The following is a 22,597-nucleotide window of genomic DNA, read 5'->3' on the forward strand; positions in this document are numbered from 1 at the left end:
GCCGACCGGGGCGCGCCGGCCGCTCTGGCCCTCCCCAACGTCACCCGGCTAACTGGCGATCGAATCGCCCGGGGACCTTCCATGATCGACATGTCCGCCCGTCCCGTCTTCGACGAGGAGCTGAACCTGTTCCGCGACCAGGTGCGGAAGTTCTATGACCGGGCGCTGTGGCCCCACATGGACCGCTGGGAGCAGGACGGCATCATCGACCGCGAGTTCTGGCTGGCGTGCGGCGAAGCGGGGATCCTCTGCCCCGGCGTGCCCGCCGAGTACGGCGGCCTCGGCCTGGACTTCCGCTACAACGCCGTCATCTCGGAGGAGCTGTTCTATGCCGGGTCGTCGGCCGGCATCACCCTGCAATCGGACATCGTCGCGGACTACATCGCCAACTACGGCTCGGAAGAGCAGAAGCAGCAGTGGTTGCCCAAGATGGTCTCGGGTGAAGCGATCACCGCCATCGCCATGACCGAGCCCGGCGCCGGCTCCGACCTGCAGGGCGTGCGCACCACGGCGCGGCGCGAGGGCGACGAGTACGTCGTCAACGGCTCGAAGACCTACATCACCAACGGCCAGAACGCCGACCTGATCATCGTGGTCGCCAAGACGGATCCCAACGCCCGTTCCAAGGGCATCTCGCTGATCCTGGTCGAGGCCACCCGGGAAGGCTTCAAGCGCGGACGCAACCTCGACAAGATCGGCCAGCACTCCGCCGACACCTCCGAGCTGTTCTTCGAGGACGTCCGGGTGCCGATCACCAACTGCCTGGGCGAAGAGGGCAAGGGCTTCGCCTACCTGATGACCCAGCTCCCGCAGGAGCGCCTGGGCATCGCCCTGCAGGCCCAAGCCGCGGCCCAACGGGCCTTCGACGAGACGGTGAAGTTCACGAAGGAGCGCAAGGCGTTCGGCCAGACCGTCTTCGACTTCCAGAACACCCGCTTCACCCTGGGCGGCCTGAAGGCCAAGCTCCAGGCCGGCTGGGCGCACCTCGACTGGGCGATCGCCCGCCACCTCGAAGAGAAGCTGACCGCCGCCGAGGCCTCGGCGGCGAAGCTGTTCCACACCGAGCTGCAGTGGGAAATCTGCGACGCGGGCCTGCAGCTGCACGGCGGGGCCGGCTACATGAATGAGTACCCCATCGCCCGCCTGTGGCGGGACGCCCGGGTTCAGCGCATCTATGGCGGGACCAGCGAGATCATGAAGGAGGTGGTGGCCCGCACCGTCTGAGCTGAGCCGTGTCGTCAAGCTGACGCAACAAGCGCGGCCGTTCGGCGTTTCCGGAGTGTCACACTTCGGGGATGGCGCACAAATGGACAAGACCGCGATCACGCTCGAGCGCCGGGACGGCACCCGCACGATCATCCGGCGGGCCAACCGCCTCCTGGCCGCCCTCTCGCCGCGAGACTTCGCGGTTCTCGAGCCGCACCTCGAGCTGATCGACATGCCGCGCGGCAAGGTGTTGTTCGAGCCCGGCGACGACGTGACGACCACGTACTTCCCCTGCCAGAGGACGATGGCCTCGCTGCTCATCGTCACCCGTGACGGGCGCGAGGTGGAGGCCGCCACTATCGGCCGCGAAGGCGCGGTCGGCGGCATTGTGAGCGAGGGCCACAAGCCGGCCTTCGGGCGCGCCGTGGTGCAGGTGGCGGGGCAGATGCTGGCGATCTCCACCAGCCACCTGGAAGCTGCCAAGATCGGGTCGCCCCGGTTCGGGGACCTGTTCTCGCGCTACGCCGACGCCCTGCTCGCCCAGATGATGCAGTCGGTAGCCTGCAACGCGCTGCACCGCACCGAGGAGCGCTGCGCCCGCTGGCTGCTGGCCACCCATGACCGCGCGGGCGACAACCTCGTCCACCTGACCCAGGAAGCGCTGGCCGAGATGCTGGGGGTGCAGCGCACGACGGTCACGGCGGTGACCGGCGTCCTGCAGGAGCGCGGCCTGATCCGCACGCACCGCGGGCGGGTGGAGATCCTGGACCGCCCTGGCCTAGAGCGCGCGGCCTGCGAGTGCTACCGCGCCGTGGAGGACCACTTCGCACGGCTCCTGCCGGAAGTGACGGACTGACTTCCTCTCCCCCGAGGCGTAGCCCGAGGGGAGAGGAGCTTCTACCGCTTCGCCACCTCGCCGCCCTTCATCACGAAGACCGGCTTCTCCAGGACGGTCACGTCGCTGAGCGGATCACCGGAGACGCCGACGAGGTCGCCCCAGAAGCCCTTGCTCACCTGGCCGACGTCCTTGTCCCAGGCCAGGGCCTCGGCGGCGTTGACGGTGGCCGACTGGATCGCTTGCAGCGGCGTCGCGCCGAAGCGGACCATCACCGCGAACTGCTTGGCGTTCAGGCCGTGCGGATACACCCCGGCGTCGGTAGAGTAGATCATCCGAGCCCCCGCCTTCAGCGCCTTTCGGTAGTTCTCCCGCTGGATGCCGCCGATCTCGCGGTCCTTGCGCAGGTTGTCCTCCAGCTCGCCGTTCTTCTTGCCCTCGGCCTGGGTGTAGTCGGTGTTGTAGATGTCGAAGCCCAGCCAGGTCCCCTTCTGGACGGCCAGCTTGATGCCCTCGTCGTCGATCAGGCTGACGTGTTCGATGGTGTCGATGCCGGCGCGGATGGCGTCCTTGATGCCCGGGGCGCCGTGGGCGTGGGCGGCGACCTTCATCCCGGCCATGTGGGCCTCGTCGGCGATGGCCTTCATCTCCTCGTAGGTCAGCTGCTGCGCGCCGGGCTCGTCGCCGCGGGAGAAGACGCCGCCGGTGGCGCAGATCTTGATCGAGCGCGCGCCGTACTTGCGCTGGGTCCGCACCTGCCTGCGGCCATCGTCGGGGCTATCCACCAGGGCCGGGCTCTTCTCGTCCATCGACGGCGGGAAGAACGTCTCGTCGCAGTGACCGCCCGTGGCGCCCAGCGCGTAGCCCGAAGCCATGATCCGGGGCCCGACGATCCAGCCCTCGTCGATCGCTTCTCGGATGCCGACGTCGGCGTAGAAGGCGGTGCCGACGTTGCGTACGGTGGTGAAGCCGGCCTCGAGCGTCGTCTTGGCGTTGGCCACGCCCACGGCCGTCCAGAAGCTGTCCGTGAACTCATAGGGCCGGTAGCCGCCGTACTTGCCCGCGCTGGTCAGGTGCACGTGCATGTCGATCAGGCCCGGCAGCAGGGTCACGCCCGGCAGGTCCACGCGTTCGGCGCCGGTCGGGACCGCGTCGCCCGCCTTGCCGACCGAGGCGACCCGGCCGTCCTCGATCAGGATGAGGGGCTTTTCCAGATATTTGCCGGTCTTCACGTCCAGCAGCCGTTCGGCCGTGACCGCCACCGTCTTCGCCTGCGCCCCGCCCGCCAGCATCGCCGCGGCCAGCGCCGCCCCCAGAACCACCCGCATCCCGAACTCCCTCGATTGTGACGCTTTGACTATCACGGGCTTCGGCGGATGACAGGGGCGACCTCGTCCGCTATCGGACCCCCGCAAGTTTCGAAGGACGGTGCATTGAGCCAGGACGTGGAAGAGCAGGGCTGGGCGACGGCGAAAACGCTGGCCGAGGCGCTGCCCTACATCCAAATCTACGACCGCGAGACCGTGGTCATCAAATACGGCGGCCACGCCATGGGCGAGGAGTCGGTGGCCAAGCTGTTCGCCGCCGATGTCGTCCTGCTGAAGATGCTGGGCCTGCACCCCGTCGTGGTGCACGGCGGCGGCCCGCAGATCAGCCGCATGCTGGAGCGGGCGGGCGTGAAGTCCACCTTCATCGACGGCCTGCGCGTCACCGACGACGCCACGATGGAAGTGGCCGAGATGGTCCTGTCCGGCGCGATCAACAAGGAGATCGCCAACTGGATCACCCTGGCCGGCGCCGAGGCCGAGGTGCGCGGCGTGGGCCTGTCAGGTAAGGACGCGCGGCTGATCACCGTCGAGAAGGCGATCCGGACCAAGAAGGACCCGGACAGCGAGATCGAGAAGGTCGTCGACCTGGGCTTCGTGGGCGAGCCGAAGAAGATCGACACCACCCTGATCGACGCCCTGCTGAAGGCCGAGGACGACTACATCCCGGTGATCGCGCCGATCGGCGTGTCCGAAGAGGGCCAGACCTACAACATCAACGCCGACACGGTGGCCGGCGCCATGGCGGGCGCGCTGGAAGCCAAGCGCATGCTGCTGCTGACCGACGTGGCGGGCGTGCTCGACAAGGACGGACAGCTGATCCGCCAGCTCACGGTGGCAGAGGCCAAGGCGGCCATCCAGACCGGCGTCGCCACCGGCGGCATGATCCCCAAGCTGGAGACCGCCATCGCCGCCGTCGAGTCAGGCGTCGAGGCCGTGGTCATCCTGGACGGCCGGCGGCCACACGCCATGCTGGTCGAACTCTTCACCGAGCACGGGTCGGGCACCCTCGTCTGCCGATGAGCGCCGACCTCAGCCACATCGACACCTGGCTGTTCGACCTGGACAACACCCTCTACCCGGCCGAGTCCGGCTTCATGGCCGAGATCGTCGACCGGATGACCGACTTCGTGGAGAAGGTCACCGGCCTGCCGCGGGAAGAGGCCTTCAAGCTGCAGAAGGCCTACCTGGCCGAGCATGGCCTGACCCTGAAGGGTATGATGCTGAACCACGGCGTCGATCCGAGGGACTTCCACGCCATCTTCCACGACATGTCGCTGGAGGCTCTGGCGCACGATCCCGACCTGCTGGCGGGGCTGGAGCGGCTGCCGGGGCGGCGGCTGATCTTCACCAACGCTGACGACGTCCATGCCGAGCGGGTGCTGGAGCGCCTGGGTCTCGGCCACCTGTTCGACGATGTCTTCCACATCGGCTCGGCCGGCTACGAGCCCAAGCCCAGCGCCACGGCGTTCTCGCGGATCACCCAGGCGCACGGCATCGACCCGACCGTCACCGCCTTCTTCGAGGACAGCGAGCGCAACCTGGCGCCCGCCGCCGCGCTGGGCATGACCACCGTGCTGGTGGGGTCCTGGGCCGCCCAGTCCACAGCCGACTTCGTCCACCACCGCACCGCCAAGCTCGCGCCATTCCTGGCGACGGCGAAGCTCAGAGAGGCCGCCTAGCCATGTCAGACGACCTGAAGTCCGTGATCGAAGCCGCCTGGGAGGCGCGCGACACCATCAACACCTCGACCACAGGGCGGGTGCGAGACGCGGTGCACGAGACCATCGAGTTCCTGGACTCCGGCAGGATCCGCGTGGCCGAGCGCCAGGCCGACGGGACCTGGGTGACCCACCAGTGGGCCAAGCAGGCGATCCTGCTGTTCTTCCGCCTCACCGCCAACCGACTGATCGACGCCGACGCGCCGCACCCCTACTGGGACAAGGTGCCTCTGAAGTTCACCGGCTGGGACGCCCAGCGCTTCGAGGCGGCGGGATTCCGCGCCGTGCCGGGCTGCGTGGTCCGCAAGGGCGCGTTCGTCGCGAAGAACGTGGTGATGACTCCCTCCTTCGTGAACATCGGCGCCTACGTCGACGAAGGCACCATGGTCGACACCTGGGCCACGGTCGGCTCGTGCGCGCAGATCGGCAAGAACGTGCACATCTCCGGCGGCGCGGGCATCGGCGGCGTGCTGGAGCCGCTGCAGGCCAACCCGACCATCATCGAGGACAACTGCTTCATCGGGGCCCGCGCCGAGGTGGCCGAGGGCGTGATCGTGCGCGAGGGCTCGGTGCTGTCCATGGGCACCTTCATCACCTCCACCACCCCGATCATCGACCGCCGCACCGGCGAGACCTTCACCGGCGAAGTGCCGCCCTATTCCGTCGTGGTTTCGGGCAACCGGCCGAACCCGCACGACCCGTCCCTGCCATCCACCTACTGCGCGGTGATCATGAAGCGGGTCGACGAGCGCACGCGCTCCAAGACCAGCATCAACGAGCTGCTGCGGGAGTAGCCCGGCCCTTGCGCCCGCGCGCCGGCGCCTTCCATATGGCGGCTGGCGACGGGCGATCCGGGAGCAGCCTGTGAAGGACGAGAGCAAGGCGGCGGAGGGCGCACCGGCCTTCGATCCGCTGCAACTCGACATTCAGCTCTGCTTCGCGCTGTACACCGCCAGCAACCTGATGACGCGGGCCTACCGGCCGCTGCTCGAGCCGCTGGGCCTGACCTATCTGCAGTACCTGGCGCTGATGGCGCTTTGGAGCGATGCGCCGCAATCGATCGGGGACCTGGGTCGCCGGCTCGGGCTGGACGCCAGCACACTGACGCCGCTGTGCAAACGCATGGAGAAGGCGGGGCTGGTCACCCGGACCCGGGACACGGCGGATCAGCGCCGGGTCATCATCGACCTGACTCCACATGCGCGCGCCCTGCGGGAGAAGGCGGTCACGGTGCCCGGCGCGATGTTCTGCCAGCTGCCGATGCCGGTCGAGGAGGTCACGGCCCTGAAGACGGGCGTCGAGCGCCTGATCAGTGGCCTGCGCGAGGCGGATCCCGACTAGATCCCCGCGTACCACTGATAGCCGCGGTCCTCCCAATAGCCGCCCCTGCCCTGGCCCAGGTCGGCGAAGCTGTCGATCAGCGCGATCCGCATCACGTACTTGGCCATCTTGTAGCCGAGCTGACGCTCCAGACGCAGCCGGACCGGCGCGCCGTGGGCCACGGGCAGCGGCTGGTCGTTCATCTCGTAGGCCAGCAGGGTCTGGGGGTGATGGGCGTCGGCCAGATCGATGGTTTCGTAGTAGTCGCCGGTCCCATCCAGCGTCAGCTCCAGCGTGTCGGCGCAGAAAAAGGCGACGTACTTCGCCTGGGGCTTCACCCCCGCGCGGTCCAGCAGCGGACCGAGGCGCGCCCCCTTCCACTTGCCGATCGACGACCAGCCCTCGACACAGTCGTGGCGGGTGATCTGGGTGCGCGACGGAGCCACGCGCAGGTCGTCCAGCGAGAGCTGCAGCGGCCGCTCCACCAGTCCGCCGATCTCCAGCCGCCAGTCCTTGAAGCCGCTCGCCACGTGGGCCTGGTAGTCTTCGCTATCGGGGTTGACCGTGCCGTTGGCGCGGAAGTCGGGCGAGATGGCGCTTTCGGGGTACTCCCGGGCCAGCGCCCGGCGACCCAACAACAGTCGCTGGACGTGGAAGTTGACGTCCTCAGCCAGGTTCAGGCGCTGGTTCACCGCGGGCGAATTCGCGATCCGATCGCAGCCCGCCAGGCCTGCGCCGCCGGCGCCGAGGGCCGCGCCCAGGAGGCTCCGGCGCGTGGAGCTGGAACCGCTCATGGCGTCTTTCCTTCTCGGCGGATGACGAACCAGCCCGTGATCATCGACCGCAGCTCGTTCACGGGTCCGGCCGCCAGGACCATGGCCAGGTGGACCGCGACGAAGCCTACCAGGCCCGACGCCGCCAGGAAGTGCAGCGTCCGCGCCGACTGCCGCCCGCCCAGCAGGTCGCCCAGCAGCGGCAGCCGGGCATAGACCGCCGGCGACATCACCAGCCCCGTGGCCAGCATCAGGGGCAGGAGGCCGAAGATCACCACGGCATAGGCCAGCTTCTGCAGGACGTTGTAGCCCCGCGCTTCGTCATCGCGGGCGAAGCGCAGCCGCAGATGATCCCAGAGCGAGCGCGGAACGGTGCGCAACTCGGCCAGCGAGGGCCAGATCAGCCCCCTCACCCGACCGCTCGCCACCGCGTAGGTTCCATAGACGAGGCCGTTGATCACCAGCAGCCAGGCGAACGCGAAGTGCCAGCGCCGGCCCGCGCCGAGATCGAGGTAGCCGGGGAGGGTCAGCCAGCTCGGGAAGGCCCGCGCCTGCAGTTGCTCGCCACCCGAGAGCGATGCGCCGAGGATGCCCGTCGTATCGAAGCGCAGCGCGCCGATCTTCAGCTGGCCGCGCAGCTCGCCCGCCGCGTCCGGCGCCGACTCGATCGCGGCCCAGGGATGGGCGAAGCGCGCCACCTCGCCCCAGTAGAAGGCGGGATGGGCGTTCAGAATCTGCAGCCCGCTCAACAGCAGGACCAGGAGACAGATCGCGTTGAGCCAGTGGGTCAGACGCACGGCCAGCGGATGGCGGTAGACCGCCGTCGCGCCTCGGCGCGTACGCTCCGGAAAAGCCTTCATGGCCGCTGCGCCTACATCGGCGGCGCCGCGCCCTTTTCGCCGACGGCGACCGCGCCGGTGATCAGGCTCCCCGCCGCGCCAGGCTTAGGGAAGGCCAGAAGGAAGACCGGAACGCCCTTCTTGACCAGCGGACGGGTCCCCCCGGTGATCTGCACCACCGGCACCTTGGGCGGCACCACGATCTTGCGCTGGCCGGTGGGATAGCTGACCTGGAGCTCGCGACCCTTGGCCCCCACCGTGACCTTGCCGACCGTGCCGTTGGTCATCATCGAACCCTTGCGAAGGTTCCAGGCGTAGTGGCCCTCGCCGATCTTCACGCCCGGCGGAAAGACGTGCACTTCCAGCGACTTGCCCGAACCGTCGGCCTGCGGGATCTCGGACGTGCCGATGAAGCTGCCTTCCTTGATCTCGGTCACCGCGATCGGCTTGGTCACCTGCACGGTCCAGTCGGGCGTCAGGTCGACGGTCACCGGTTTCCCGGCCTTGGGCTTCACCGTGATCTTCGCGGCGTCGACCTGGGTCACCACGCCCCGCAGCGGCAGCGGGGCGGCGGGCTGCTGGGCGGCGGCCGGCGCCGCGACGACGAGCGCTGCAGCAAGGAGCAGGGCAGGACGCATGATGACTCTCCGACAAGATTGCCGGCAGAGACTCGCATGCTGTTATTTTGCATGCAAATTAATTACTCCATCTCGTCCCCGCATGCGCGGGGATGAGTAAGGGGAACGATCACTCCTCCGGGTAGGGCGTGCCGTCGCGGTGGCGGTAGAACGGCTCGCCCGGGCGGGCGATCATGTCGATGTCGGGGTAATCACAGGCGTCTGCCTCGGGCTTCCGCGACCCGATCTCCAGATAGACGGCATCGCGATCGCTGCGGTTCTGCAGGCAATGGCCGTTGGCGACGCCCGCCTTCCACGCGACGCAATCGCCGGCCCTCAGCACATGGTCGCCGTCGTTCTCGACGCACACGACCTCGCCTTCGAGCACATAGACCAGCTCGTCCTCATGGGTGTGCCAGTGCCGTTGGCTCGACCATTTGCCGGGCGTCAGCCGCACCAGGTTCACCCCGAAGTCGCTGAGGCCCACGGCATCGCCCAGCTTACGCCAGGTCGGTCCCAGGCAGATCTCCTTGAACGGATCGGGGTAGTTGCACCCCGAGCGGACCTCCAGGGCGTCGATGTCGATCTTGGGCATGGTTGCCTCTCGCCTCGCGTGGGATTGCTAGGTATGGCGACGGTATGCCGAGCGCCATAGACCCCGTCGAACTCACGCGCGATCTGATCCGCCGCCCGTCGGTGACGCCCGCGGACGCCGGCGCGATGGCGGTCGTGGAGGAGACGCTGTCCGGGCTGGGCTTCGCCTGCCGGCGGATGAAGTTCGGCGAGATCGAGAACCTCTACGCCCGCTATGGAACCGCACGGCCCAACCTCTGCTTCGCCGGCCACACCGACGTGGTGCCCGTGGGCGACGCCGCCGCCTGGTCGAAGGACGCCTTCGCCGCCGAGGTGGTGGACGGGGTGCTGATCGGCCGGGGATCGGTCGACATGAAGAGCGCCATCGCGGCCTTCGCGGCGGCCGCCGCCGACGCCATCGCAGCGGGCAAGGTCACCGGCTCGATCTCGTTCCTGATCACCGGCGACGAGGAGGGCGTGGCCACCCACGGCACCAAGCTCGTGGTCGACGCCCTGGCCGCGGAGGGCGAGGTCATCGACCACTGCGTGGTGGGCGAGCCCACCTCGGCCGAGACCTTCGGCGACATGGTCAAGGTGGGCCGTCGCGGCTCGATCAACGCCGAGATCGTCGTGGAGGGCATCCAGGGCCACGTGGCGTATCCGCACCGGGCGGCCAATCCGGCCCCGGTGCTGGTCCGCCTGCTGGCGGCGCTCCAGGCCCGCAAGCTGGACAACGGCTATGCCGAGTTCCAGCCCTCGAACCTCGAGGTGACCTGGATCGACGTCCCCAACACCGCCACCAACGTGATCCCGGGGGTGGCGCGGGCCAGGCTCAACATCCGCTTCAATCCCAACCACACGGGCCGGTCGCTCGCGGAGTGGTTCGACGCCGAGGCCGCGAAGGCCGCGGAGGGTTTCAATGGCACGGTGACCGTGACGCCACAGATCAGCGGCGAGGCGTTCCTGACCGAGCGCGGCGACTTCACCGAGCTGGTGGCCGCCGCCGTGGCCGATGTGACCGGCGCGGCGCCCGAGCTGTCCACCAGTGGCGGTACGTCGGACGCGCGCTTCATCCGCGCGCTGTGCCCGGTGATCGAAGTGGGCCTGGTCGGCAAGACCATGCACCAAGTGGACGAGCGCGCGCCCGTCGACGAGATCCGCACCCTGCAGCGGGTCTACGCGCGGATCCTCGAGCGGTACTTCGCGCCCTAGTAGCTGACGCCAGTCAGGTAGAGCCCCTCGGCCGGCGCCACGGGTCCGCAGGCTCTGCGGTCGCGGGCCTCCAGCGCTTCGCGCACGTCGTCCTTCGTCCAGCGACCGATGCCCGCTTCGGCCAGGGTCCCGGTCATCGACCGCACCTGGCGGTGCAGGAACGAGCGCGAGGCGAACTCCAGGATCACCTCTTCGCCCTCGCGGAAGACGTTGGCGACGTCCAAGGTCTTCATGGGCGACTTCGCCTGGCAGGCTAGGTCGCGGAAGGTGGTGAAGTCGTGGTGACCGATCAGCACCTGGGCGGCCGCATGCATGGCGGCGGCGTCCAGCGGCTTCTTCACGTGCCAGACCCGGCCCTGGTCGAGCGCCGGCGGGCTCATGCGGTTGAGGATGCGATAGCGATAGCGCCGCCCGGTCGCCGAGAACCGGCTGTGCCAGTCCCCTTCGACCACCTCCGCCGCCAGCACCGACACCGGGTCGGGCATCAGGTGGAAGTTCAGCGCGTTGCGCACCGTATCGGCCGGCCAGTCCTTGGTGAGGTCGATGTGGCAGACCTGGCCGGTGGCGTGGACGCCGGTGTCAGTGCGGCCCGCCGCGCTCACCCGCAGCTCCTCGCCGCAGAACTTCCTGATCGCGCGCTCCAGCGCCCCCTGCACCGACGGCAGCGCGGCCTGCGCCTGGAAGCCGTGGAACGGACGGCCGTCATACTCGACGAGGAGGCGGTAGCGGGGCATCAGCCCAACTTCGTCCCGGCCGGCACCGGATTGCCGCGCAGGAAGACGTCGGCGTCCTGGGGGCCCTTGCCCTCGCGCTGCACGCGCAGCAGCCGCACGGCGCCCTCGCCCGTGCCGACCAGCAGGCGATCGTCCAGGGTCACGCCCGGGGCGCCGGTCTCGTCCTCGAACGCCGACAGCAGCGCCTTCACGCGCACCGGGCCCTTTTCGGTGGGCAGTTCGAACCAGGCTCCGGGGAAGGGCGACAGGCCACGGATCTTGCCGTCCAGGACGGGGCCGGGCTTGGTCCAGTCCAGCCGCGCGAACTTCGGGCTGATCTTCTTGGCGTAGGTCACGCCCTCCTCGGCCTGTGGGACGGCTACGGCCGTGCCGGCGGCGATATCCGCGAGCGTCTTCACGATCAGGGCCGCGCCGGCGACAGCCAGTCGGTCGTGCAGCGTGCCGGCGGTCTCCAAGGCGTCGATGCGCAGGGTGGCCGTGGCCAGAACCGGCCCCTCGTCCAGCCCCTCGGTCATCCGCATGACCTGGACGCCGGTGACCTTGTCGCCCGCCATGATCGCCCGCTGGATGGGGGCCGCCCCACGCCAGCGCGGCAGCAACGAGGCGTGGACGTTGTACGAGCCCAGCCGTGGCGCATCCAGCACCGCGCCCGGCAGGATCTGGCCGAAGGCCACCACCACCGCCGCGTCCAGTCCCAGGGCCGCGAAAGCTTCGATCTCGGCCGGGTCGCGCATCGACACCGGCGTGCGCACCGGGATGCCATGCGCCTCGGCGAAGGCATGGACGGGCGAGGGCTTCAACTCGTGCCCGCGGCCTCGCGGCGCGGGCGGCTGAGAATAGACGCAGGCTACCTCATGCCCCGCCGCCACGATGGCGGAGAGGGCCGAGACGGCGAAATCCGGAGTGCCGAGGAAGGCGAGGCGCATGGGCGGGTCTTAGCGGGCGGGAAGGCGCAAGGGAACTTCAGCACAAGCGTGGCCGTTGCAGCAGCAGGTCGCAGGGAGCCTTATCAAATGAGCAAGTCGATCATGGTCGCCACGGCCAGCCTCGTGTTCGCCCTCACCGCCTGCACGAAGGCGGAACGGCAGGACACCGCCGGCGACGTGAAGGCCGCCGCCCAGGACGTCGGCGACGCGGCCAAGGACGCCGCCAACAGCCCCGCCGTGAAGGAGGTGGGCGCCGAGATCAAGGAAGCCGCGGGCGACGCCGGCAAGGTGATCAAGGAAACCGCCAAGGGTGCGGCCGAGGGCGCCCGCGAAGGCGCCGCCAAGGTCGAGGCGGAGAGCAAGGACGCCGCGCACGACGCCCACGACGCGGCGAAGAACTAGGCCGCCTTCACCAGCTTTTTGACCTTCTTCACCGCCTGCTCGCGCTTCAGGCGCGACAGGTGGTCGATGAAGAGGACGCCGTTCAGGTGGTCCATCTCGTGCTGGATGCAGACCGCGAAGAGCCCCTCGGCGTCTTCCTCGACCTGTTCGCCCTGGTAGTTCAGGTAGCGCAGCTTCACGCGGGCCGGCCGCTCGACCTCGTCGAAGATCTCGGGCACCGACAGACAGCCCTCCTCGTACGGGGCGGTCTCCTCCGACGCCCAGAGGATCTCCGGGTTCACGAAGTAGCGGGGTTGGGGCTCCTCGCCCTCGCGGGCCAGGTCCATGACGATCACGCGCTTGGGCACGCCGACCTGGATCGCGGCCAGGCCGATGCCGGGGGCGTCGTACATGGTCTCCAGCATGTCATCCATCAGCGCGCGCAGGTCGTCGTCGACCGTCTCGACGGTCTGGGACTGCTGCTTCAGCACGGGATGCGGGACGACGAGGATCTCACGAAGGGCCATGGCGGGGCAGGTAAGGGTCCTATTCCTGAGCGTCAAGGTAGGAGAAGCGTCGCACCCTAACCTTCGCCGCCGGCCGCCAGCCGCACGGGCGGCGTCTCGTCCGCGGTCAGCTTGGCCAGCGGGCGCACCGCCACCTCCACAGGGGTCAGCTCCACCACTTCCTTGCCCTGGTGGTCCACCTTCAGCTCCTCGAAGCGGCGGGCCTGGGTCAGCACCTGGGTCTCCAGGGAGCCGACGAACTGATTGTAGCGGCTGACCGCCGCCTCCAGCGCCTTGCCCACCGAACCGGCGTGGGCGCCCATGACCGAGATGCGCTTGTAGAGCTCCTTGCCCAGGTCGGCGATCTTCTGGGCGTTGGCGGCCTGCTCCTCGACGCGCCAGCCGTAGACCACCGCCTTGCACAGGGCGAACAGGGTCGACGGCGTCACGATCACCACGCGGCGGTCCATGGCGTCGTTCATCAGCTCGGGCGCCCGGTCCAGCGCCGCCGCCAGGGCCGAGTCCAGCGGTACGAACATGGCCACGAAGTCGGGCGAGTTCTGGAACTGGTCCCAGTAGGCCTTGGCCGAGAGTCCCTGGATGTGGCCCCGCACGCTCTGGACGTGGCGCAGGCCGGCGGCGTCGCGGGCGAAGTCCTCGGTGGCGTCCTGCAGCTCCAGGAAGGCGTTCAGCGAGCACTTGGCATCGATCACGAACAGCCCGCCCCCGGGCAGGCGCACCGTCACGTCCGGCCGCCGGCGGCCCTCCTCGGTGTCGGTCGAGGCCTGTTCCTCGAAGTCGAAGCGGCCCGAGAGGCCCGCAGCCTCCAGCACGTTGCGCAAGGTCTGCTCGCCCCAGCGGCCCTGCACGCCGGCCCCGCGCCGCAGCGCGGCCGACAGCTTGCGCGCCTCGTCCTGGGTCGCGGTGGAGGCGGCCAGCATCTGGGCGATCTGTTCCTTGAGGCCGCCCTGTTCCTCGGCCCGCTGCTTCTCGACGGCGGTCACCTGCTCCTGGAACTTCTGCAGGCTCTCGGCCACCGGCTTCAGCTGCGCCTCGAGGCGCGCCTGCGCCAGCTGTTCGCGGTTGCGGACCGCCTCCTCGTTCTTGCGCAAGATCTCCTCCGCCACGCTGGTCGCCGACTGAGTCAGCTGGGCGCGCACCAGGTCGCCCTGTTCCGCCATCAGCTTCATGCGCAGCTCGGCATGCGAGGCCCGGCCGCGCTCGCGCAGCGCCCAGGCTATGGCCCCGGCGGCGATGAGCACGCAGAGGACCGCGAGGAAGAGGAGCCCGTTCATGGTGCGTTCTTAGCGCGCTCCGCGAGTCGGCGGAAGCACGGCGCACGGCCGCCGCCCATGGCCGCCCGCGGCGATCCGTGCCAGCTTGCCGGCCATCGCCCCGGCAGAGGGCGCAGGGGATGCACGATGACGACGGGGGCCGCCGCGACGCCTGCGCGCCCGGGCATTGGCCCGTGGGTGGTCCCGCTGCTCGCGTTGGCGGTGTTCGCCAATTACGTGGACCGCGGCAACCTCGCCACGGCGGCGCCGCTGCTGAAAGGCGAGCTCGGACTGGGCGCCACCGATGTCGGGCTGCTGCTTTCGGCGTTCTTCTGGACCTATACGCCGGGCCTCGTGCTGGCGGGCTGGCTGGCCGACCGCTTCGACGCGTACCGCCTGCTGGCCGCGGGACTGATCGTCTGGTCGGCGGCGACCCTGCTCAGCGGCTTCGCCGGGGCGTTCGCAACGCTGTTGCTGCTGCGCCTGGTCCTGGGGCTCGGCGAGAGCGCCGCCCTGCCCTGCAGCTCCAGCCTGATCGCCCGCCACGTGCCGCCCGAGCGGTTGGGCGCCGCGAACGGCCTCGTCGTCGCCGGCCTCTCCCTCGGGCCCGCCGTGGGGGTCTTCTTCGGCGGCCTGCTGATGGCGCACGTCGGATGGCGCGGCGCCTTCATCCTCTTCGGCGCCGTCTCGCTGATCTGGCTGGTTCCCTGGATCGTCGCGACCCGCACGCTCCCGCGTGGCGGACGCACGGCCGACGTTGCGCCAGGACCCTCGTTCGCCGACATCCTGCGCCGGCCCGAGGCCTGGGGCGCCAGCGTCGGTCATTTCTGCACCAACTACGGCTTCTACTTCCTCGTCTCCTGGGTGCCGCTCTACCTAGTGCAGGTGCACGGCTATTCCCTCGAGCACATGGCCACGGTCGGCGGGGCGCTCTACCTGCTGTACGCCGCCTCGTCCTTCGCGGGCGGCTGGGTCTCGGACCGCTGGATCCAGGCCGGCGGCGCACCGACCCGGGTGCGGAAGACCTTCTTCGTCGCTTGCCACGCGGTCGGGGCCTCCGGCTTCCTCGTCTGCGCGGTCGCTCCACCCACCTTGGCGCTGGTCGGCCTGTTCGTCGTCGGCATGGCGTTCGGGGCCGTCGGTCCGCACATCTACGCCACCGCCCAGACCCTGGCCGGACCCCAGGCCGCCGGGAAGTGGATCGGGGTCCAGAACGGACTGGGCAACTTCGCCGGCATCCTGGGGCCCGTGGTCACCGGGATGATCGTCGACCGCACCGGCGGGTTTGGGGGCGCTTTCGCCCTGACCGCCGGCATCGTCCTGCTGGGCGTGGTGGGTTGGGCGATGGTGATCCGGAAGATCGCGCCGATCGACTGGGCCGCGGCAAAGGCAGGCTAGCCGACCAGCCGGCCGCCGATGGTCTCGCCGCGCGACAAGGTCGAGGTGATCGGCGCCAGCAGGAACATGTCGCCCAGACCCTGCGCCGCGGCGGCAGGACCGATGTCGCGGATCAGGTGGTGGCGAAGGCTGTCGGGGATGCTGTCCTCGGCGGCCAGAGGGTCTCGGCTGAGCAGTTCCTCGCACCGGGCGTCATCCGCCGCGCGGTCGCCGCTGAGGTCGTCGATCCGCTCCATCACGATGGGGTAGGCCGAGGGCGTGCGCGCGGCGTTCAGCGCCGCCGCCATGACGATCCCGTCCAGGAACGAGGCTTTCGACAGGGGCACCCCGTTCCAGATCACGAAGATCGGGGTCTGCCCTACGGTGTCGAACAGGATGGCGAAGAGCTGGCCCTCGGCCGGCAGCAACCACCCGTCGAAGAGCAGGCCCGCGCCGCCGACCTTGAACTGCAGCAGCCCGTTCTCGTGGCGGCGGATCATGCCGTGGTCGTGGAAGAAGCGGCCTGGCATCATCACGGACGGCCGCGTCGTGCGCCAGAAGCCCTCGTAGGCATGGCCGCGCCGCTCGGTGGTCAGGCGCGACATCTCCAGCACCGGCAGCGGCAGGGCGTCGGGCGCGTCGTGCACCCCCGCGACCCCATGGCCGTTCACCGCCGCCGCCACGCCCAGCAGGCCCGCCAGGCCCGGCAGGTCCCGGTCCCAGTCCAGCATGGTGAAGCCGGGCCGATGCTGCGAGATCAGGCGGGTGAGGTTTTCGAGGCTGTGCGCCGAGGGGCTGACGGCCCCCGAGGCCCACCGGCCGACGAGAGACTTGTCCACGCCGAGCTCAGCCGCCAGGCGCCCACGGCTCATCGAAAGCGCCTTGAGCACCAGCGTCAGCTTCTCATGGAACTGCGCGGATAACATCATCGACGAACATTGTTCCACAATGCAACCCCCTCCTGCAACCGTTGCGCACCGGGTTGCACGGACGGTTCAGCACGAGGCGCCACGGTTGCGTCTTTCGGCGTCGTTCGCTGCACCTGGGCGAGGCATGGGCGCGGCCCTAGCGTGTTGGTCGACGAAACGCGGCGAAGACCGTGGCGCAGGAGGAAGCCATGCGAGTGGCCCAGCACATCTTCTATGCGGTGGCGACGCTGGCCGGCGTCTCGCTCATCGCCCTGAACGGCCCATCGCACAGCCTGACCACGACGGCGGGCGGCGTCACCGCCTGCCGCAGCGACCATCTCGAACGCCCCTGCATGCCCGGAAGCGGGGGCGGCGTTCTTCAGGGCGATCAAGTGATCGCCCGGTGACTGGGCAATGAGCCAGGCGGTGGTGCGCCGACACTCCCATGCACGTCGCACCGCATAGGCCCTGGCTCGCGCCGAACCGTCTCCCGCGGAACTCGGCGCCGCGGCGACCAGAGACCTCTCCTGGTCCCGCTTAGACCCCGATGGGGTGCTGGCGCTCCGCGCCGTCCTCGGCCTTCCTCACGGCCGGGGGCGGACGCGGAGTTGTCGTTCGTGGCCTCAGGCCGGCCGCCTGGCCCGCATGGCCTGGGCGATGGTGCCGTCGTCCAGCCAGTCCAGTTCGCCGCCCACCGGCACGCCCCGGGCCAGCATGGTGACGCTGACGTCAGCATTGGCCAGGCGGTCGGCCAGATAGTGCGCGGTGGTCTGGCCGTCGACGGTGGCCGGCAGCGCCAGGATCACCTCGCGCACCCCCTCGTCCGAGGCCCGGCTCACCAGCGGCCCGACGCGCAAGGCGTCCGGCCCCACGCCGTCCAGCGCCGACAACAGCCCGCCCAGTACGTGGTAGCGGCCGCGGAAGGCGCCGGCCCGCTCCATGGCCCAGAGCGCGCCCACCTCCTCGACCACGCAGATCAGCGAGGCGTCGCGGGCGTTGTCGGCGCAGATGGCGCAGGGGTCCTGGGTGTCGAGCGAACCGCAGACCTGGCAGGTCTTCACCCGGGCCGCCGCTTCCGAAAGCGCATCCGACAACGGCAGCAGCAGTTGGTCGCGCCGCTTCAGCAAGGCCAGCGCCGCGCGCCGCGCCGACCGCGGCCCAAGCCCCGGCAGCTTCGACAGCAGGCCGATCAGGCGCTCGATCTCGGGTCCGGCGGAGGCGGCCACTTAGCCCTTCGGAACCCGCGTGGCCTGGCTCATCACCACGACCCAGCGGCCGTTCCGCTTCTGCCAGATGTCGACGAAGCGCAGCTTCACGTCGAACGCTTCGCCGCCGGCCGTGCCCTTGGCGCGCGCCACCCCGCCCAGGAGAGCCGCGTCGCCCATCACCTTCTCGACCTTATCCTCGACCACGAAGGGCTCCAGCTTGTAGCCGGGGGCGATCTGGTCGGCGATGAAACTGGTCTTGTCCTGCCGCTGACCGCCCGAGTTGTGCAGCACGTAGTCATCGGCCAGCAGCCGCTCCAGCGCCGCCTTGTCGCTGTGCGCCTGGGCCTCGTCGTAGTCGTGCGCGGCCTTGGCGAGATCGGCCGGCAGCGCCACCGCCGCAGCGGCCAGGAGGGCGGTGATGAGCATCAGAACTTCGGCATCCCCGGAATGTTCATGCCCGCCAGCGGACCGGCCGCCTCGCGCATGACCTCGGCCTGTTTTTCATCCAGCTTGCGCTTGGCGTCGGCGTGGGCGGCGATGATCAGGTCGGACACCACCTCGCCTTCGCCGGGCGCCATCAGGCTCTCGTCCAGGTCGACGCGCGCGAGCTCGCCCGTACCCTTGAGCACCAGCTTGACCATGCCGCCGCCGGACGTGCCCTCGACCTCCAGCGCCTGGATCTTCTCCTGGGCCTCGGCCATGCGCTGCTGCATGGCCTGGGCCTGCTTCATGATCGAACCCAGGTCTTTCATCCCTTAGTCCTCGTCACCATCGTCTTCGGGAGGCGGCGCTTCGGCCGGCTCGGGTTGCTTGAGGTGGCGTATGCCCACGATCTCAGTTCCGGGGAAGGCCTGCATGACCCCCTGGACGAACGGGTGTTGCTCCACCTCGGCGCGGACCTCGCGCTCCTCGCGCTTTTGTTTCTCCCATAGGCTCTCGGCCCCGCCGCCGCCCTCGGCCGCGATCAGCCAGCGCTCGCCGGTCCACTCCTTCAGCCGCATCACCAGACGCTGAGCCAGGTCGTTCGGCGCGCCAGGCGCCGGTTCGTAGGTGATGGCGCCGGGCCGGAAGTTGATCGGCCGGATGAATCGTTCCACGTCCAGCTTGAGCCGGATGTCGCGGCGCCGGTCGATCAGCGCCAGCATATCCTCGAAGGTCTGCAGGTTGGCCACCGGCTCGGTCGACGGCTGGCCCGGCGCAAGCTGCTGACGGGCGACCGCATTGGTGGCGACGCTCGCGCGAGCTCCGCCGCCACCGCCACCGCCGGGGCCGCCACCGCCTGGACCCTGGCCGCCGGCCGGGTTCTCGCCGGCCTGGAGCCGCCTGAGCGCCTCCTCGGGGCCGGGCAGGTCGGCGGCGTAGGCGAGCCGGATCAGCGCCATGTCGACCGCCGCCGCCGCGTCGGGCGCGCGCCGCACCTCGTCGTAGGCCTTGAGCGTGAGCTGCCAGATCCGCGACAGAGTCCCGGCCGACACAGCCGCCCCGATGGCCGCCAGCCGCAGCGCCTGTTCCTTGGGCATCACCAGGGCGTTGGGCCCAATGGCCTTGGCCACCGAGGCGCCGTGAGTGTGGTCCAAGAGGTCCATCACGACCTGGTCGGGATTGGCGCCATAGCCATAGAGCTGGCGGAAGGTCTCGATGGCCCCGCCGGCCTCGCCGCGCATGATCTGTTCCAGCAGGGTGATCGTCTGGGCGCGGTCGGCGAGGCCCAGCATGTCGCGGATCGAAGCGGCGGTGACGGTCTGGCCCGGCTCGGCCTGGACGATCGCCTGGTCCAGCATCGACTGGCCGTCGCGAACCGAGCCCTCGGCGGCGCGGGCGATCAGCATCAGGCCCTCGGCCTCGACGCGCGCGCCTTCGTTCTCGCAGATCATCTCCAGGTTCTTGACCAGCACCTCGGGCTCCACCCGGCGCAGGTCGAACCGCTGGGTGCGCGAGAGGATGGTCACCGGCACCTTGCGGATCTCGGTGGTCGCGAAGATGAACTTGGCGTGCGGCGGCGGCTCCTCCAGCGTCTTCAGGAGCGCGTTGAACGCCCCGGTCGACAGCATGTGGACCTCATCGATGATGTAGACCTTGTAGCGGGCCTCGACCGGCGCATACCGCACGCCGTCCAGCAGCTCGCGGATGTCGTTCACGCCGGTGCGGCTGGCGGCGTCCAGCTCCAGGACGTCCATGTGCCGGCCCTCGATGATGGCGCGGCAGTGGAGGCCCTCTTCCCGCAGGTCCAAAGACGGCTCGTGGACCGTGGCGGTTTCGTAGTTCAGGGCGCGGGCGAGCAGGCGCGCCGTGGTGGTCTTGCCCACGCCCCGCACGCCGGTGAGCATGAAGGCGTGCGCGATCCGGCCCGTGGCGAAGGCGTTGCGCAGGGTGCGGACCATGGCCTCCTGGCCATAGAGGTCCTCGAACGACCGCGGCCGGTACTTCCGCGCGATGACGGTATAGGCCGCGCCTTCGTCATCGGCCGGCTTGGGCGGCGGCGGCGGCGCACCGCCGAACATGTCGCCCGTGTTGGGGTCGCGCTCGGGCGGAGAATCGTCGCGCGTGAGGTCGTCGTCACCCATGGCGACCATCTAACGGGACGCCCCGGTGCGGGGGAAGGGGAAAGCCGGGCCCAGCCCGGAAAGCGCCGCTGACCGCGTTCGCCGCACGTCGGTATATTTACAGAATTGACTTATTAGTACTTGTTTCATAATTACTGGACTCCTGCGCGCCGCCGAGGCATTTTCCGGCGTCACGGGCGGTCAGCCCACATCACCGCCCTCCTCCGCCCGCCCGCGAGCGGCGAAGAGCGGTGGCGCGCGGCCGAAGCCCACCATTTGGAGTAACAGTATGAAACGGCTTGCCTGTTCCATCGCAGCCTCGATCGCCGTCGCCTTCTCGGCGTCGGCCGCCGCGGCGGCGACCTATATCAACTACGGCCCCGTCGGCTCGGACGGCGGCTTCACCATCACCTTCGGCAACACGGGCATCACGGACACCAACTTCACCGACACGTTCGACTTCAGCATGCCGACCGGGCGCGCCGACTTCGTCATCACGTCGACGATGAGCGGCGGCAGCCAGAACATCACGTGGTCGAACATCGCCTTCAACGGCGCCGCCTTCGACTCGGGCTCGGCGGGTTGGAACGAGTTCAACTTCCTGAACGGCGTCACCGTGACCAAGGACTCGCAGCAACGGCTGGTCCTGACGGGCGTCGGCGGCGGCAACGCGGCGTACAGCGGCGTCATCACCTTCATGCCCCTCGCCCCGGTTCCCGAACCGACGAGCTGGGCCCTGATGATCGGCGGGTTCGGCTGCGCCGGCGCGGTGCTGCGTCAGCGCAACCGGGTCAAGGCCGCGGCATGACCCCTGGCGCAGCGTCACGGCCCCGGGTCAAGGCGCTGCGCCGGCTGGATCGCGATGTGGTGGAGGGTGGAGACCGGACGACAACCCGAAGCGTGACCCGTTGTGGCTGCTTCCTTCCGGACCTGACCAGGTTGGCGGGGCGCTCGTCCGCCGCCGATCTCCGCGGCGGCATATGGCGGATCGGCAGCCCCAGGGCAAGGGGCCGGTGTGTCGCGCACGTGGCGGACCGGCTCGCCGCCTAGGCGGAGGGAGCCCCGGCGACCGGGGCTCCCTTTGTCTCAGACCTTCGCGGCCGCGGCCTCGGCCAGGGCCTTGTCGATGTCGCTGGCGTCGTGGCGCTCCAGCAGCGCCGGCTGGCCCTGGGCCCGGTTGACGATCCGGCCGCGCTTCACCGCCGGCCGCTGGCCGATCTGGTCGGTCCAGCGCTGGACGTTCGTGTAGCTTTTCACGTCCAGGAACTCGCCGGCCTCGTAGGCGCCGCCCTTGGCCAGCAGGCCGTACCAGGGCCAGGTAATGATGTCGGCGATCGTGTACTCGCTCCCGCCCAGGTATTCGCTCTCGCCCAGCCGGCGATCCAGCACGTCCAGCTGGCGCTTCACCTCCATGGCGTAGCGGTCGATGGCGTATTCGATCTTGAAGGGCGCATAGGCGTAGAAGTGGCCGAAGCCGCCGCCGAGGAACGGCGCGCTGCCCATCAGCCACATCACCCACGACATGACCTCGGCGCGCTTCGCCGGCTCGGTGGGCAGGAAGTCACCGAACTTCTCGGCGAGGTGGATCAGGATCGCGCCGCTCTCGAAGACCCGGATGGGCGTCGGGCCGCTGCGGTCCACCAGAGCCGGGATCTTGGAATTCGGGTTCACGTCCACGAAGCCCGAGCCGAACTGATCGCCCTGACCGATGTTGATGAGCCACGCGTCGTATTCCGCGCCCTTGTGGCCCAGGGCCAGCAACTCCTCCAGCAGGATCGTGACCTTCACGCCATTCGGCGTGCCGAGCGAATAGAGCTGGAGCGGATGCTTGCCGATCGGCAGCTCCTTCTCGTGCGTCGGGCCGGCGATCGGGCGGTTGATCGCGGCGAAGCGGCCGCCACTCTCCTTGTTCCATTGCCAGACCTTGGGCGGAACATAGCCCGCGGGTTGGTTCGGAGGCGGCTCGGACATTCTTCTCTCCCTGGCTTTCGTGGGCGCTCGCGACCCGGCGCCGCTTCGATGTGGGGCGCCGGATCGCGTTTGGCCAGAGCCGCGCAGGGGTCAGGCGGCGATGGACGGCCTGGACGAGGCCGCGGCGGGGGCCGGCGGCTCGGCCGGCCAGATGAATCGCCCCGCCATCGAACCGTCGCGCAGCCGGATCCTCAGCTCGCTCGCGGCCCCATGGCGCCCCAGGCGGGCCGCCAGCTTCCGGGCCGCGGTCTCGGCCGCCCCGCCCCTGGTGAAGACCATGTCGCCCGCCACCCCGTCGACGCTCACGCGCCAGCCGCCGTCGAGCGGCGCGACTTCGATGATCCGCAT

27 protein-coding genes and 1 other RNA gene are annotated in these 22,597 nt (G+C 69.6%); 11 read left to right on the top strand and 17 right to left on the bottom strand.

Going from position 1 to position 22,597, the window contains the following annotated elements:
• Positions 1–81: 81 nt before the first annotated feature.
• A complete protein-coding gene (locus ACODSY_RS15635; RefSeq protein ID WP_488952691.1) occupies positions 82–1,224 on the top strand; it encodes an acyl-CoA dehydrogenase family protein in 1,143 nt (380 codons plus the stop codon).
• Positions 1,225–1,306: 82 nt separating this feature from the next.
• The gene (locus ACODSY_RS15640; protein WP_488952692.1) at positions 1,307–2,062 is read left to right on the top strand and encodes a Crp/Fnr family transcriptional regulator; all 756 of its coding nucleotides are present in this window, start codon (positions 1,307–1,309) and stop codon (positions 2,060–2,062) included.
• A 41-nt stretch (positions 2,063–2,103) separates the two neighbouring features.
• Here the strand turns inward: ACODSY_RS15640 and ACODSY_RS15645 are convergent, their stop codons facing one another.
• Positions 2,104–3,369 carry a Xaa-Pro dipeptidase gene (locus ACODSY_RS15645; RefSeq protein ID WP_488952693.1) on the bottom strand — a complete coding sequence of 422 codons (1,266 nt, stop codon included), beginning with the start codon at positions 3,367–3,369 and terminating at the stop codon, positions 2,104–2,106.
• Between the two features lie 105 nt (positions 3,370–3,474).
• Here ACODSY_RS15645 and argB point away from each other — a divergent pair, with 105 nt between their 5' ends.
• From argB to ACODSY_RS15665, 4 genes are all read left to right on the top strand, one after another.
• Positions 3,475–4,389: an acetylglutamate kinase gene (argB, locus tag ACODSY_RS15650; protein ID WP_488952694.1), complete on the top strand. Its 915-nt coding sequence runs from the start codon at positions 3,475–3,477 to the stop codon at positions 4,387–4,389.
• A complete protein-coding gene (locus tag ACODSY_RS15655) occupies positions 4,386–5,048 on the top strand; it encodes a pyrimidine 5'-nucleotidase (protein WP_488952695.1) in 663 nt (220 codons plus the stop codon). The genes argB and ACODSY_RS15655 overlap by 4 nt, the downstream gene beginning before the upstream one ends.
• A 2-nt stretch (positions 5,049–5,050) precedes the next feature.
• Positions 5,051–5,881 (top strand): 2,3,4,5-tetrahydropyridine-2,6-dicarboxylate N-succinyltransferase, encoded by an 831-nt coding sequence (gene dapD, locus ACODSY_RS15660; RefSeq protein WP_488952696.1) that lies wholly within the window; start codon positions 5,051–5,053, stop codon positions 5,879–5,881.
• Positions 5,882–5,951: 70 nt separating this feature from the next.
• Complete coding sequence (locus ACODSY_RS15665; RefSeq protein WP_488952697.1) at positions 5,952–6,428, top strand: MarR family winged helix-turn-helix transcriptional regulator; 477 nt, start codon at positions 5,952–5,954, stop codon at positions 6,426–6,428.
• Here ACODSY_RS15665 and ACODSY_RS15670 read toward each other — a convergent pair.
• From ACODSY_RS15670 to ACODSY_RS15685, 4 genes are all read right to left on the bottom strand, one after another.
• Positions 6,425–7,201: a molybdopterin-binding protein gene (locus tag ACODSY_RS15670; protein WP_488952698.1), complete on the bottom strand. Its 777-nt coding sequence runs from the start codon at positions 7,199–7,201 to the stop codon at positions 6,425–6,427. The two genes, ACODSY_RS15665 and ACODSY_RS15670, sit on opposite strands and share 4 nt — an antisense overlap.
• Positions 7,198–8,040: a cytochrome b/b6 domain-containing protein gene (locus tag ACODSY_RS15675; RefSeq protein WP_488952699.1), complete on the bottom strand. Its 843-nt coding sequence runs from the start codon at positions 8,038–8,040 to the stop codon at positions 7,198–7,200. The genes ACODSY_RS15670 and ACODSY_RS15675 overlap by 4 nt, the downstream gene beginning before the upstream one ends.
• Positions 8,041–8,051: 11 nt before the next feature.
• Positions 8,052–8,657 carry a hypothetical protein gene (locus ACODSY_RS15680; RefSeq protein ID WP_488952700.1) on the bottom strand — a complete coding sequence of 202 codons (606 nt, stop codon included), beginning with the start codon at positions 8,655–8,657 and terminating at the stop codon, positions 8,052–8,054.
• A 109-nt stretch (positions 8,658–8,766) separates the two neighbouring features.
• Positions 8,767–9,231 (bottom strand): cupin domain-containing protein, encoded by a 465-nt coding sequence (locus ACODSY_RS15685; protein ID WP_488952701.1) that lies wholly within the window; start codon positions 9,229–9,231, stop codon positions 8,767–8,769.
• 44 nt (positions 9,232–9,275) lie between these two features.
• On the opposite strand from ACODSY_RS15685, the gene dapE reads away from it, so the two are divergent.
• Complete coding sequence (gene dapE, locus ACODSY_RS15690; RefSeq protein WP_488952702.1) at positions 9,276–10,421, top strand: succinyl-diaminopimelate desuccinylase; 1,146 nt, start codon at positions 9,276–9,278, stop codon at positions 10,419–10,421.
• Here dapE and truA read toward each other — a convergent pair.
• Both truA and fmt read right to left on the bottom strand, forming a co-directional pair.
• Positions 10,418–11,155, bottom strand: coding sequence for a tRNA pseudouridine(38-40) synthase TruA (truA, locus tag ACODSY_RS15695; RefSeq protein ID WP_488952703.1), 738 nt, complete (start codon positions 11,153–11,155; stop codon positions 10,418–10,420). The genes dapE and truA overlap by 4 nt on opposite strands.
• On the bottom strand, positions 11,155–12,081 hold the full coding sequence (gene fmt, locus ACODSY_RS15700) for a methionyl-tRNA formyltransferase (RefSeq protein WP_488952704.1): 927 nt from the start codon (positions 12,079–12,081) through the stop codon (positions 11,155–11,157). Before fmt ends, truA begins: the two co-directional genes overlap by 1 nt.
• A gap of 87 nt (positions 12,082–12,168) precedes the next feature.
• Between fmt and ACODSY_RS15705 the strand changes: the two genes are divergently transcribed.
• On the top strand, positions 12,169–12,483 hold the full coding sequence (locus ACODSY_RS15705; protein WP_488952705.1) for a hypothetical protein: 315 nt from the start codon (positions 12,169–12,171) through the stop codon (positions 12,481–12,483).
• Here the strand turns inward: ACODSY_RS15705 and def are convergent.
• Both def and ACODSY_RS15715 read right to left on the bottom strand, forming a co-directional pair.
• On the bottom strand, positions 12,480–12,989 hold the full coding sequence (gene def / locus ACODSY_RS15710) for a peptide deformylase (protein ID WP_488952706.1): 510 nt from the start codon (positions 12,987–12,989) through the stop codon (positions 12,480–12,482). The genes ACODSY_RS15705 and def overlap by 4 nt on opposite strands.
• Positions 12,990–13,045: 56 nt before the next feature.
• Positions 13,046–14,263 (bottom strand): DNA recombination protein RmuC, encoded by a 1,218-nt coding sequence (locus tag ACODSY_RS15715; protein WP_488952707.1) that lies wholly within the window; start codon positions 14,261–14,263, stop codon positions 13,046–13,048.
• A 126-nt stretch (positions 14,264–14,389) separates the two neighbouring features.
• On the opposite strand from ACODSY_RS15715, the gene ACODSY_RS15720 reads away from it, so the two are divergent.
• Positions 14,390–15,640 (top strand): MFS transporter, encoded by a 1,251-nt coding sequence (locus ACODSY_RS15720; protein ID WP_488952708.1) that lies wholly within the window; start codon positions 14,390–14,392, stop codon positions 15,638–15,640.
• Here the strand turns inward: ACODSY_RS15720 and ACODSY_RS15725 are convergent.
• Positions 15,637–16,548, bottom strand: coding sequence for a helix-turn-helix domain-containing protein (locus ACODSY_RS15725; RefSeq protein ID WP_488952709.1), 912 nt, complete (start codon positions 16,546–16,548; stop codon positions 15,637–15,639). The two genes, ACODSY_RS15720 and ACODSY_RS15725, sit on opposite strands and share 4 nt — an antisense overlap.
• A 188-nt stretch (positions 16,549–16,736) precedes the next feature.
• Between ACODSY_RS15725 and ACODSY_RS15730 the strand changes: the two genes are divergently transcribed.
• Positions 16,737–16,934 carry a hypothetical protein gene (locus ACODSY_RS15730; RefSeq protein ID WP_488952710.1) on the top strand — a complete coding sequence of 66 codons (198 nt, stop codon included), beginning with the start codon at positions 16,737–16,739 and terminating at the stop codon, positions 16,932–16,934.
• Positions 16,935–17,150: 216 nt separating this feature from the next.
• Here the strand turns inward: ACODSY_RS15730 and recR are convergent, their stop codons facing one another.
• From recR to ACODSY_RS15750, 4 genes are read right to left on the bottom strand one after another with little or no spacing between them, the layout of a single operon-like run.
• Entirely contained in the window at positions 17,151–17,753 is a 603-nt protein-coding gene (recR, locus tag ACODSY_RS15735) for a recombination mediator RecR (RefSeq protein WP_488952711.1), read from the bottom strand.
• The gene (locus ACODSY_RS15740) at positions 17,754–18,161 is read right to left on the bottom strand and encodes a nuclear transport factor 2 family protein (RefSeq protein ID WP_488952712.1); all 408 of its coding nucleotides are present in this window, start codon (positions 18,159–18,161) and stop codon (positions 17,754–17,756) included.
• Positions 18,161–18,487 (bottom strand): YbaB/EbfC family nucleoid-associated protein, encoded by a 327-nt coding sequence (locus ACODSY_RS15745; RefSeq protein WP_488952713.1) that lies wholly within the window; start codon positions 18,485–18,487, stop codon positions 18,161–18,163. The genes ACODSY_RS15740 and ACODSY_RS15745 overlap by 1 nt, the downstream gene beginning before the upstream one ends.
• 3 nt (positions 18,488–18,490) lie before the next feature.
• On the bottom strand, positions 18,491–20,299 hold the full coding sequence (locus ACODSY_RS15750) for a DNA polymerase III subunit gamma/tau (protein WP_488952714.1): 1,809 nt from the start codon (positions 20,297–20,299) through the stop codon (positions 18,491–18,493).
• 268 nt (positions 20,300–20,567) lie between these two features.
• Between ACODSY_RS15750 and ACODSY_RS15755 the strand changes: the two genes are divergently transcribed.
• Positions 20,568–21,086 carry an FxDxF family PEP-CTERM protein gene (locus ACODSY_RS15755; protein ID WP_488952715.1) on the top strand — a complete coding sequence of 173 codons (519 nt, stop codon included), beginning with the start codon at positions 20,568–20,570 and terminating at the stop codon, positions 21,084–21,086.
• 64 nt (positions 21,087–21,150) lie between these two features.
• On the opposite strand, the gene ffs is transcribed toward ACODSY_RS15755, so the two are convergent.
• The 3 genes from ffs to ACODSY_RS15770 all read right to left on the bottom strand — a co-directional run bounded on the left by ffs (position 21,151) and on the right by ACODSY_RS15770 (position 22,597).
• Positions 21,151–21,249: signal recognition particle sRNA small type (gene ffs, locus ACODSY_RS15760), an RNA gene on the bottom strand.
• Between the two features lie 115 nt (positions 21,250–21,364).
• Positions 21,365–22,249 carry a glutathione-dependent disulfide-bond oxidoreductase gene (yghU, locus tag ACODSY_RS15765; RefSeq protein WP_488952716.1) on the bottom strand — a complete coding sequence of 295 codons (885 nt, stop codon included), beginning with the start codon at positions 22,247–22,249 and terminating at the stop codon, positions 21,365–21,367.
• A 90-nt stretch (positions 22,250–22,339) separates the two neighbouring features.
• Entirely contained in the window at positions 22,340–22,597 is a 258-nt protein-coding gene (locus tag ACODSY_RS15770) for a hypothetical protein (RefSeq protein ID WP_488952717.1), read from the bottom strand.

Source organism: Phenylobacterium sp. FG114, assembly GCF_057809855.1.